The 11,492-nt window shown below is 46.6% G+C and carries 14 protein-coding genes; all 14 read right to left on the bottom strand.

The window, feature by feature from the left end; translation table 11 throughout:
* The coding region (gene tsaA / locus CALK_RS10175) for a tRNA (N6-threonylcarbamoyladenosine(37)-N6)-methyltransferase TrmO (protein WP_081698143.1) at nucleotides 1-547 on the bottom strand (547 nt) is incomplete at its 3' end.
* Nucleotides 531-1,397, bottom strand: a complete 867-nt coding sequence (locus tag CALK_RS10170) for a thiamine pyrophosphate-dependent enzyme (protein WP_022637584.1) — start codon at nucleotides 1,395-1,397, stop codon at nucleotides 531-533. The genes CALK_RS10170 and tsaA, both read right to left, overlap by 17 nt.
* Nucleotides 1,394-3,097 (bottom strand): 2-oxoacid:acceptor oxidoreductase subunit alpha, encoded by a 1,704-nt coding sequence (locus CALK_RS10165; RefSeq protein ID WP_022637583.1) that lies wholly within the window; start codon nucleotides 3,095-3,097, stop codon nucleotides 1,394-1,396. Before CALK_RS10165 ends, CALK_RS10170 begins: the two co-directional genes overlap by 4 nt.
* Nucleotides 3,098-3,183: 86 nt before the next feature.
* Entirely contained in the window at nucleotides 3,184-3,663 is a 480-nt protein-coding gene (locus CALK_RS10160) for an RNA pyrophosphohydrolase (protein ID WP_022637582.1), read from the bottom strand.
* A gap of 33 nt (nucleotides 3,664-3,696) precedes the next feature.
* Nucleotides 3,697-4,059 carry a 50S ribosomal protein L19 gene (rplS, locus tag CALK_RS10155; RefSeq protein ID WP_022637581.1) on the bottom strand — a complete coding sequence of 121 codons (363 nt, stop codon included), beginning with the start codon at nucleotides 4,057-4,059 and terminating at the stop codon, nucleotides 3,697-3,699.
* 1 nt (nucleotide 4,060) lies between these two features.
* Complete coding sequence (trmD, locus tag CALK_RS10150; protein ID WP_022637580.1) at nucleotides 4,061-4,774, bottom strand: tRNA (guanosine(37)-N1)-methyltransferase TrmD; 714 nt, start codon at nucleotides 4,772-4,774, stop codon at nucleotides 4,061-4,063.
* Nucleotide 4,775: 1 nt separating this feature from the next.
* Nucleotides 4,776-5,309 (bottom strand): ribosome maturation factor RimM, encoded by a 534-nt coding sequence (gene rimM, locus CALK_RS10145; RefSeq protein ID WP_022637579.1) that lies wholly within the window; start codon nucleotides 5,307-5,309, stop codon nucleotides 4,776-4,778.
* Between the two features lies 1 nt (nucleotide 5,310).
* Nucleotides 5,311-5,547: a 30S ribosomal protein S16 gene (gene rpsP, locus CALK_RS10140; protein WP_022637578.1), complete on the bottom strand. Its 237-nt coding sequence runs from the start codon at nucleotides 5,545-5,547 to the stop codon at nucleotides 5,311-5,313.
* An 83-nt stretch (nucleotides 5,548-5,630) separates the two neighbouring features.
* Nucleotides 5,631-6,971, bottom strand: a complete 1,341-nt coding sequence (gene ffh, locus CALK_RS10135; protein ID WP_022637577.1) for a signal recognition particle protein — start codon at nucleotides 6,969-6,971, stop codon at nucleotides 5,631-5,633.
* A gap of 76 nt (nucleotides 6,972-7,047) precedes the next feature.
* On the bottom strand, nucleotides 7,048-8,847 hold the full coding sequence (locus CALK_RS10130) for a biotin/lipoyl-containing protein (protein ID WP_022637576.1): 1,800 nt from the start codon (nucleotides 8,845-8,847) through the stop codon (nucleotides 7,048-7,050).
* 10 nt (nucleotides 8,848-8,857) lie between these two features.
* Nucleotides 8,858-10,009, bottom strand: a complete 1,152-nt coding sequence (locus CALK_RS10125; protein WP_022637575.1) for a sodium ion-translocating decarboxylase subunit beta — start codon at nucleotides 10,007-10,009, stop codon at nucleotides 8,858-8,860.
* A gap of 18 nt (nucleotides 10,010-10,027) precedes the next feature.
* Nucleotides 10,028-10,354: an OadG family protein gene (locus CALK_RS10120; RefSeq protein WP_155851855.1), complete on the bottom strand. Its 327-nt coding sequence runs from the start codon at nucleotides 10,352-10,354 to the stop codon at nucleotides 10,028-10,030.
* Nucleotides 10,355-10,528: 174 nt separating this feature from the next.
* A complete protein-coding gene (locus tag CALK_RS10115; protein ID WP_022637573.1) occupies nucleotides 10,529-10,819 on the bottom strand; it encodes a glycogen-binding domain-containing protein in 291 nt (96 codons plus the stop codon).
* 68 nt (nucleotides 10,820-10,887) lie between these two features.
* Nucleotides 10,888-11,472 (bottom strand): YqgE/AlgH family protein, encoded by a 585-nt coding sequence (locus tag CALK_RS12375; RefSeq protein WP_022637572.1) that lies wholly within the window; start codon nucleotides 11,470-11,472, stop codon nucleotides 10,888-10,890.
* Nucleotides 11,473-11,492: the final 20 nt, after the last annotated feature.

The raw sequence follows: 11,492 nt of genomic DNA, 5'->3' as shown, positions 1-11,492 counted from the left end.
AGTATCCAGTCTGACCTTGCACCCAACGCGCCTGATCCAGAAATGTATCTTCAGGATAAACACGCCAGAGTTCATGTGATGCAGGAAGCCACCCTCGCTGTGCATGGGGAAATGAATCAGCATCGGGAAGGTAGGGCTTAATATCAAGAACCGGAGTGTTATGTAACATATCAAAGGCAGCAATGTGTACCTCTCGTGTATCAGGGTGCACAGCACATAATTCTACAACTGACATACCAATACGATTCGGCCTATGCGGAGCCCTCGTCGCGAAGACTCCTTTTTTTTTCCCATCAGGGTTTACCGGTGGAGAAACTTTCGGGTTCCATGTTTCGTTTAAATGAAACAAGTAGAGAACCCAAATATGAGAAAACCCTGCAAGATCGCACAGAGCTTGCTCATAATTATAGCCCCGGTAGAGATGGATCGTTCCGGTATTATCCGCATGCACCCCTTGACGAGGTTGCTGATACCGATAATACTGGCTGCACGAAATATACCCTACCGGAGATACTTCATAGATTTCACCCTTATCTATAGGAGCCATCTAATAATGCATCCATTTTTGCTTTTTCATAGCGATGCCTATACAAGGGTGTCTCTCCCGCTGCATGAGGGTGCAAATGCGTATGAAACGGTGCTGGAGGCGTCTTTCGACGATAGAGCACACCAAGGGCAAGCTTTTCATTCTCCGTAGCTCGAGCAAAGGCAGCAGCACGATCAGAGGGATCGTAAGAATCTTCAACGTAATACGTCATGTCCTTAAACCACTTAAAGGTGTTTGTCTTATTAAAGGTAACACAGTTTTGCAGGAGATCTACCAAGGCGTAGCCCTTATGAGCTATGGCTTGTTTTAAAATCTCTTTTGTCTCTTCAACATGGCCGCAGAATGCACGACTTACAAAAGAAGCATTCTGCGCAATAGCAACTGCAATTGGATTCACAGGCTCTTCATGTACCCCATCAACCTGCACAGATGTGGTAAATCCCACGGCGCTGGTTGGAGAGGCCTGCCCCTTTGTCAATCCATACACCATATTGTTATGTACAATGTGTACAATATCAGGATTTCTCCGGATGGTATGGAGAAAATGATTCCCCCCTTCACCATACATATCACCATCACCACCCTGGGCAACCACAGTCAGCTCCGGGTTTGCCGCCTGAATCCCCGTGGCAGAACTTAAGGCTCTTCCGTGTAACCCGTTAAACATATTGGTATTGAAATACTGTGGTGTCTTCGGTGCTTGACCAATCCCCGAAGCAACAACAAGCTTGTTCGGAGGAATATCTAATTCGGCAAAGGTCTGTTTCAGCATGTCTAAAATTTTAAAATTACCACATCCGGGACACCACGAAATATCTATATCTTTTTTATCAAAAACGTCTTTATTCATTGCTCCTCCTTACCAAGGTTTTTAAGTGCCGCGGTTACATGTTCCACAGAAAAGGGCTGGCCATCATACTGCAAAATTTCAGTATCGAAGGAATGTCCCGTTTCTCCACGTATCAACCGGGCAAATTGCGCAGTATAATTATTCTCAAGTACTGCCGTGACATCATAGCCGGAAAGAAGCTCAGAAAGATTCTCCGGCAAGGGGTATACACAACTAAAATGGAGAAAATCGATATCATCGCCGTCATACTCTTCAAGGGCATGGCGGACAACGTGATAGTTCGTGCCCCACGATACAAGGAGCTTTTTCCTCGCTGTGCTTTTGAGAAGTTCCGGTGCGGGTATTCGCTTTTGACAGAGTGCGTGCTTTGCCATACGTTTATCCATCATGCTACACCGAACAGACATACTCTCTGTAATATACCCCTCTTCTGTATGCTCATCACTATCACAGCAGACAATTCCTGTGCCATACCCGGGGATACCGCGCGGAGAGACTACTGAATTACCGAGGGCGTATCGTTTATAAGACGGATCCGTTTCAACAATGTGCTGCGTATCATAGCCGTGCGTATCAAGATCTTGATCCAAGGTCTCCATACCATCCATAAAATACTGATCAGTAAGCAGAATAACAGGAACCTGACATGCATCAGCGTCTTCCATGGCTCTCTTGGCCAAGTCAAACCCTTGTTGCGTATCACGAGGAGCATAAACAATCCGTGGGAATTCTCCGTGCCCTGCATACACAGCAAGATTCAAATCACCTTGTTCGGTACGTGTTGGCAATCCTGTTGCTGGTCCGGGGCGCATAGAGATATTAACCACCAAGGGTAATTCCATAATGCCTGCAAGGCTAATCCCTTCAGTCATTAGAGCAAATCCACCACCGGATGTGGTAACAACGGTTCGCGCACCAGCATACCACGCCCCCGCCGCCATGTTCACTGCGGCAATTTCATCTTCAACCTGCTCAACAGCAATATTAAAGGTGTGAGAGTACTTTGCCAAGGTAGTCAACAGACCAGTCCCCGGCGACATAGGATAGGAGCAAATAAACGAGCAGCCCCCAGCAATAGCTCCAAGACCAAGCGCTTCACTTCCTCCAATAAAGAGGGATTTTCCATAGGGCCCCGGAGTAATACGAGGAAATGGTTCCGGCAGGGAAATTCCCTGCGCCTCTTCATACCCTCGTTGAGCAGCCTCACGGTTGCCCTTCTGCACCGATTCTCCCTTTGCCGCAAACGCCGCTGTCACTTGTGCTTCAAGAGCCTCTTTCTTCAAAGAAAGCAGACCTGCAATAAGGCCTATTGCGACACTATTTTGATACAGTTTACTGCCTGCTTCCTTGGCATAGTCTAAAAAAGGAACAGAAGTCACAGACTCAGGAAGCTGTTCATGTAACGAAGCATCGGCAAGCACGACAGTGCTATCCTGAAGCCGGTGCGCAATATGTTCATATCCATCGGGGGTAAAAAGCACAGCTACATCAGTGGTATCATGAAAACAACGGCGGTTTGTCGAAGAGACGATGAGCTGGGTAGAATTCACTCCTCCCCGTACCCGAGACATATACTCTTTATTGGTAAATACGGCATAGCCCGCTTTTTTCAAGAGCGTAGCAAGGCCCTTTTCAACAGTCTGGATGCCCTGCCCAGCCGATCCAACCAATACAATGGAAAGATAGTTTCTTTTGGTCATTTGTACTCCTCGGTAATCAATCTTTACCTTGTAAATACAAAATGCAAAGCTAAAGGGAAATAGTTTTTTTAAAAGGATAAAATTAGTTACTCAATGAGACCAAACTCACGCAGGGCTGCGTAATAATTGGTTTTCTTAAACTCAACAATCGACCGTGCCGCTTCGTGGGGTGAAGCCCACTTCCACTCGTCAAACTCAGGCACCTTCGTTTCAACAGAGATATCACTCTCTTGGCCGACAAAGCGACACAACACCCATCGTTGCCGCTGCCCTAAATACCGATCCCGTTTCGGGTGTGACGATGAGGGAAAGGCATAAAAATACTCCTCGGCGCTCATCTGTAGCACCTCAACAGCGTCGGTGGAAATCTCTTCACGCAATTCACGCTTCATTTCTTCGATGAGATCTTTGTCTTCATCATACCCGCCTTGAGGAAACTGCCACCCCTGCTCCATAAGAAAATCTTTCCTATGGCAGAGGAGAACCGCATCATCCCGCATTGGGTGAAGAATAACGGCACAGACATTGGGGCGATAGTCACCGATATGTTTATGTTCCTGCTTCATAAATAAAAGGGAAGCCTTTGCTTCCCCTGTACCTTAATTTTTCTTATTGATATCACGCACTCGTACACGAGCAGCTTTACCAATACGATCCCGCAAGTAATAAATCCGAGATTGACGCACTTTACCACGTGTTACAACTTCAATTGATTCGATAAGTGGTGAGTGGATCGGAAAAATCCGCTCTACGAAAATACCGTTGGCAGATGCCTTACGAACGGTAAAAGTCTCCGCCATACCGGACCCTTTGCGTTGAATAACGGTGCCACGATAAAACTGCGTCCGCACTTTGCTACCCTCTTTAATCTGATACCCTACGTTGACGACATCGCCGGAACGAAAATCAAGGGCATGATTATCGGTAAGCATTTCTTTTTCGATCTGTTGAATTCTATCCATATTACAAACCTCCATTTTCCATTTTCTGTCTATACGCATCCCATAAATCGGGGCGTCGTTTTTTTGTTAGTTCCTGAGAAACGTGCTGTTTCCATTCTGCAATTTTTTTATGGTGCCCACTTAACAGAATTTCAGGAACACGCAACCCCTTATATTCTTCGGGACGAGTATACGCGGGCGCACTCAACAACCCATCGTAATGAGAATCAAGGGACGCGCTCTGGCTGTTTCCCAAGACTCCCGGTAAAAGCCGTGACACGGCATCAACTATGGCCATGGCACCTATTTCTCCGCCTGAAAGGACAAAATCCCCGAGGGATATTTCACGATCCACACAGGTGGAGACGGCACGCTCGTCTATACCTTTATAATGCCCGCAGAGAAGAACAAGACCATCTGTTTCAGCAAGCTCATAGGCCACCGTATGAGAAAAGGGCTCTCCACGGGGCGTCAAAAACACCACCGTCGGATTATATCCCTCCCGCTCCGCTTTGCAGTATTCAACGGCTCGGCAGACCGGCTCGGGACGCATCAGCATCCCCGCTTCTCCCCCATAGGGGTAATCATCGACCTTTCGATGCTTATTCTCACTAAAAGCACGAATATCATGCGTCGCAATGGACACAAGATTTCGCTCTCGGGCACGCTTGAGAATACTCTCCTCAAACACTCCGGTAAACATCTCCGGAAACAGTGTTAAAATATCAAAGAACACGCTAAAACAATTCTTTTAACTTTGCTGCATCGACAACAATTGTTGCCGACTCAAGGGACACGGAACACACCCATTCATCCCGAAAGGGAACCAAGATCTTTCCCCGATGCACCACATCAATTTCTAAAGCCTGTGTCGTGGGCAAATCATACACCTCACAAACATTACCAAGTACCCCTCCGGTCTCGGAAAGGACACGCATGCCGCGTAATTGGTAAAAGTAGTATTCTCCATCCTCTCGATCAGGCAAATCTTCTTCGGGTACAAAGACAGAGAGATTCTTATACCCTTCGGCAGCATCTCGATCCTCAACCCCTTCTAAGCGAATCATCCATTTGGATGAACGCTCCTGAACCTGAACCATTCGTTCCTCACGCACGGCCTCGGAATTTCGACCAACCCACACAGTAACCGGAGGGCGAGAAATAATTCGTGTATTCCCGTACGGAAAAAAGTTCAGGGCCCCACGGAGCCCCGAAGGACGTCCGATTTTGCCCGCAGAAATAAGACGGCGGCCATGGGGATCAGGGCACATGCTACTTCTTGAACTTCTTTACCAAAGATGCAACAGTATCAGACATCTCAGCACCTTCATTCAGCCAGTACGCAAGCTTGTCTTCTTTAATTTCAAAAACCTTTGGCTCTGCCACGGGGTTGTATACACCCAAAACGTCAAGAAACTTCCCACGTACTGAACGTCGCTGATCCGCTGCCACTATACGATAAAAGGGCCGTTTTTTTCTTCCATGTCGCGCTAACCGGATTCTAATCAATTATATCTCCTATGAAACTTGTATATAAATACAGTTAATTCCCGCTGAAAATATATCTTTCACACAGGGAAAACAGAATAATTTTACATTGGCATTAAATTCTTCATTGCTCCTGATACGCCACCTTTTTTCCGTGACATACGGTTCATCTGCTTCATCATTTTTTTCATATCTTCAAACTGACGCATGAGGCGATTGACCTCTTGCACGGTTCGGCCACTGCCACGAGCAATACGCCGGCGTCGTGACGCGTTGAGTATTTTCGGTTTCTCCCGTTCCGCCGGAGTCATGGAAAGGATTATTGCTTCCACATGCTTTATCGCCTTTGGGTCTACATCAATACCCTTGAGCTTCCCTCCTACCCCCGGCAACATGCCCAGAAGATCAGTAATGGACCCCATTTTTTGAACCTTCCGCAGCTGATCAAGAAAATCTTGAAGCGTAAATTGGTTTCTCCGTAACTTTTTCTCAAGTTTTTTACTTTCTTCAAGATCAACCACCGATTCTGCTTTTTCTACAAGGGAGACGACATCACCCATACCAAGAATTCGCGATGCCATTCGATCAGGATAAAAGGGTTCAAGGGCATCCGGTTTTTCTCCCACCCCAAGATAACAGAGCGGAACTCCCGTAACGTTATTAATAGAAAGAGCAGCCCCACCACGAGCATCCCCGTCCATTTTTGACAAGATAAACCCTGTACAGGTAACTGCCTCATGAAACTCCTGAGCAACATTTACCGCATCCTGCCCCGTCATAGCATCAGCTACAAAAAACACCTCGTGGGGGTTTGCAATGGCATGAACATTTCTAAGCTCCTGCATCATAGATTCATCGATATGGAGTCGACCAGCCGTGTCAAAAATAAGGAGGGAATAATCTTTTTTACGCGCATATTCCATGGCATGTTCCGCAATATCCTCGGCACTGCTTCCCCGCTCAGAGTACACGTCAATCCCCAAGGATTTTCCAAGAGTCTCAAGCTGATCTATTGCTGCAGGGCGATGGACATCACAGGCAACCATGAGAGGTCGATGTCCTCCGTTTTTGCGAAAATGCAAGGCGAGCTTCGCCGTCTGTGTAGTTTTCCCCGACCCTTGCAGCCCGGCCATAACAATGCGTGTCTGCTGATTATTTTCAAAACGGATATCCCGGTGTGCTCCCCCCATGAGGACAACCAGTTCATCATGCACTATTTTCACAAACTGCTGCGCAGGCGTCACACTGGACAAGACCTCTTCGCCCAAGGCTTTTTCTTTTACCTGCGCAACGAACTCACGAACAACGCGAAAATGAACATCCGCCTCTAGAAGTGCTCGTTTCACCTCACGCAATGCTTCTGAAATATTGCTCTCACGAATCTTCCCCTGCCCGGAAAGATTCTTAACCGTTGACTCTAAACGTCCCGATAACTCTTCAAACATATGGTAGCTCCGTTTTTCCCCTAAAATACAAAAGGACTTCCGGAGAAGTCCCTTGAAAAAACTTATTTTCTTCTTTCTATGAAATCACAGCTAAGACATCACCGTCATTAACCTGCTCTCCAATATCAAAATTCAAGGCCGTTACGGTACCAGAAACAGAAGCACGGACATCATTCTCCATTTTCATTGCTTCAAGGATATAGAGGACATCCCCCTCTGCTACAGAATCACCTTCCTGAACCTGAATCTTAAATACTTTCCCCGGCATGGGAGCAAATACCTCTTCACCTTCAGCTGAAGAAGAAGCGCCTCCTCCAGTCTTTTCAGATATACCCTGGCGAACCTCCGTGGAATAACTTTTTCCATTTACCGTGGCAGAACCATCCGCCCCAAGAACTACTTCATAGGGTTTGCCGCCAACAACAACCGTATATTCACCGGAAGAACTTGCTCCTCCGCTCGTACTCTCTGAAGCATTTTTGCGAACTGAAACTTCTGCCTCACCCTTCAGAAAGGTAATACCCTTTTCTTTGCACGTTGCAACAATAAAGATATTTTCATCCGTTATGGGAAGTCCAGCCTCTTTCAACGCTGCTGTCGCAGGGGCTATCCCCTTATCTTCATCGGCGTCATTAAGCTCACGAACTGTCTTTGTTGTGGGTTCTAACCCCAATTGTTCAGCGGCTTTGGCAAGAACTGTTTCATCAGGAGCATAGGGCGTTTTTCCAAAATAGCCCAGAACCATACGTCCGTATCCGTCAGCAATTTTCTCCCAATCACCAAACAAGGTATTGTTCAAAGCTTGTTGAAAATAGAACTGAGATACAGGAGTTACGGATGTACCAAAGCCACCCTTACGAACCACCTCCTGCATGTTCTTAATAATATCGGGGAAACGATCCATCATATTATTGTCACGAAGCATCTGCGTATTTGCTGTCAAGGCACCGCCGGGCATGGGTGACCACGGAATAACCGGGTCTACAGATTTCGCTTCAGGGGGAAGAAAGTAGTCCTTCATACAATCACGGAAGACCTCTTCTGCCACAAGAATCTTATCGACATCAACATCCAATTCGTAGTCAGTCCCTTTAAGCGCATGGGCCATGGTGAGAATGTCGGGCTGACACGTCCCTCCCGATACAGGATCAAGGGAGAGATCGAGCATCTCTGCTCCCGCATCGATCGCTGCCTTATATGCTAGAATAGAAACCCCGGCAGTTTCATGTGTATGATAGTGAATGGGAACATCCGCAGGAAGTAGTTTGCGCACTTCTCGAACAGTGTCATACACTTTTGCAGGAGTCAAGGTGCCCGAAGCATCTTTTAAGCAGAGAGAATCGAAGGGAATATCCGCCGCAAGAATATCTTTCAAAACACCGGCATAATATTCTGCAGTATGTGCACCAGTCAACCCTGGAGGAAGCTCCATAAGGGTAATGGCAATCTGGTGACGAAGCCCTGCATTTACAATGGCATTTCCGCTGTAATCAAGATTATTCACATCGTTCAGCGCATCAAAGTTGCGAATCGTTGTCACACCATGTTTTTTGAAAAGCTTTGCATGAAGATCGATGATATCAGAGGGTTGCGAATCAAGGCCAACCACATTCACCCCACGGGCAAGGGTTTGCAAATTCACCTCTGGACCAACGGTTTCACGGAAAGCATCCATCATATCAAAGGCATCTTCATTACAATAAAAATAGAGCGATTGAAAACGAGCTCCTCCACCCGACTCAAAATGGGTTATACCCGCTTCTTTTGCCGCCTCCAAAGCGGGAAGAAAATCCTTTGTTAACACCCGTGCCCCATACACAGACTGAAAACCATCGCGGAAAGCCGTACACATACATTTAATTTGTTTCTTTGACATAGGAGCGTCCTTATTGGAGAAGTTCTGAGAGTAAATAACCAGCAGCAATGGCGGAGCCAATAACACCGGCAACATTGGGTGCCATGGCGTGCATCAGCAGATAGTTGGAAGAATCTTCCTGCTGTCCAACCTGCTGGACTACCCGCGCAGAATTTGGAACGGCAGAAACCCCTGCTGCCCCCACAAGGGGGTTAATTTTATTCTTTGTGAAGAGATTCATACATTTTGCAAAGAGCACACCCACAGCCGTTGCCACGGCAAAAGCAAGAGCACCAAGGGCAAAAATACCCAAGGATTGTGCTGTAAGAAACCGATCTGACAATGTGCTCAGCCCCACGGAAAAACCGAGAAATATTGTTACAATGTCAATAAGAGATGTTCGCGCGGTTTCTGCAAGACGTTCAGTCACAGTTGATTCTTTGAGGAGATTACCAAAAAAGAGCATTCCAAGAAGTGGAAGCGCTGCCGGTACAAAGAGGGTTGTGGCAAGAAGTCCCACAATGGGAAAAAAGATGCGCTCCCGCTTCGTCGCCTGTTTTGGAGGAGCCATCCGAATCTCCCGTTCTTCCTTGGTTGTTAAGAGACGCATAATTGGCGGCTGAATAATGGGCACTAAGGACATATAGGAGTATGCCGCAATAGCAATGGACCCGAGTAAATTCGGCGCCAATTGTGATGCTAGAAATATGGACGTCGGCCCGTCTGCACCGCCGATGATTCCAATTGCACCAGCTTGCCCCGGAGTAAAACCGAGAGCTAATGCTCCGACAAAGGTAAGAAAAATACCGCTTTGCGCAGCAGCACCAAGGAGAATCAGTTTCGGATTGGCAAGCATAGCAGAGAAGTCAGTCATAGCACCGATACCAAGAAAGATTATGGGGGGAAAGATACCCCGACCAACCCCTTGGTAAATATACCAAAACACGCTACCTTCATGCTGTACACCAATACCAATCAGCTCACCGAGCTCAGCAGGATAGGGAATATTTCCCGCAACCATACCAGCACCGATAGGGAGAAGAAGAAGAGGTTCATAATTTTTAACAATGGCTAGGCTGATAAAGATGATCCCCACAACAATCATTAAAAAGCTTCCACCATTCATATGCATAAACCCGGTGGTTTTCCAAAATTCAAGCAAACTGTCAAATAAGTTTCCCATTATCTGCGTACTCCTCTCTTAGGAATTCTTTTGATGGTAAGCAACAGCGATAGCTGCAGCAACTTGTGCAGTATCAGAACTTTTCTTGGCAGGTGATGGGGCATCCTCCTGCTCCGGGTAAAACCTCGCTAAAACACGGAGGATTCCCGGCAATGCCGAGATAATAAGAGTAATAACCACCAAGGCAACAAACACCGTTATAATCCCCGTAAGAGCCACGAGCCACCCCTGCCCCTCACGAATAGCTTCTGCTCCCATGAGTCGCTCCGTACCAGCCCACACGCTGGCACTTAAACAGAATACCCATAGAACCGAAACAGCTAGGATCCACTTCTTTTTTTCCACAAAACCTCTCTTCTTTAAAAAGTCATTACTCTAAAATACATACAGAGGTGTGCGAGATACCAAAAGATCTTTTTTTAGTTTACGACAAGACGCAGAATGTGAAAAAAATCACTAACAAAGAACGGGGTGAAAAGTACTCCACCCCGCCCATGTGACGATATCTACATATGAGGTTTAAATATCGGTAAGGTCTACAACACTATTCAGACCACCGAACCCATCCTCTTCGTACATCGTGCACTCGGGGTCGTTAATCCATTCACCATCAACAATGAATTTATATTGGTGTCGTTCTCGCGGAAGATTAACGGCGAGAGAATACACCCCATCCTTCTTCTTATCTTTTAATTTTTTCTGCTTCGGATCCCACTCGTTGAATGAGCCCGTTACAAAGACATCACTGCCGGGTACACCTTTATAGGTAAAGGTAACACGCTTTTTTTTGGAACCTGCTGTTTTTGCCATAGTAACTCCATTTTTGGAACATATACCACACTGGTCATCATGATGACATACTTACTGTGTTAATGCAATTATTTTTTATAGAATGTAAGCAATTCGTAAATTTGTTCACGAAGGACATACTCATCCGCGGTCACATCGTAAAGAAACGTCCCAAGGTCGAGGGTAGAAAAAACCTCCCAACTTCCTTCAGCAATTTCTCGAACAAGCTGCCCCGAACTCCATCCGGTATAGCCCAGAAACAGCTTGCAGTACGAAGATCCCGAGGCAATCAATCCTTCTAAACTTGTGTCTATACCTCCCAAGAGTACACCGGGAGAGAAGGGATATCCACAAACATGGTCTTCGCCCTCATGGGCAGCTTGCCTTCGATATCGTTGCTCTTCTTCCTGAGGTAGATACTCCGTCAAGGTAAGAATATGTAATTCCTCCTCCCCTACGGGGCCGCCAAGTTGAAATATTCGCGTTGTTTGAGAAACCTGTGGAACGGGGCTAAATATTTCTCGCACGGGGATACGAGCAGACCGATTGATAATCAACCCGAAGGTTCCATCTTCATTATGCTCAATGAGCAGAATCAAAGCATCTTGAAAGTAACTGCCCTGAAGGGCCTTGGAAGCAAAGAGCACACTCCCTTTTTGAACATCTACCTTCATGCGATCGTACCCCCTTGTGT

The sequence above is a fragment of the Chitinivibrio alkaliphilus ACht1 genome (assembly GCF_000474745.1).
Lineage (GTDB): Bacteria > Fibrobacterota > Chitinivibrionia > Chitinivibrionales > Chitinivibrionaceae > Chitinivibrio > Chitinivibrio alkaliphilus.
This window is presented reverse-complemented; position numbering and strand designations above follow the sequence as displayed.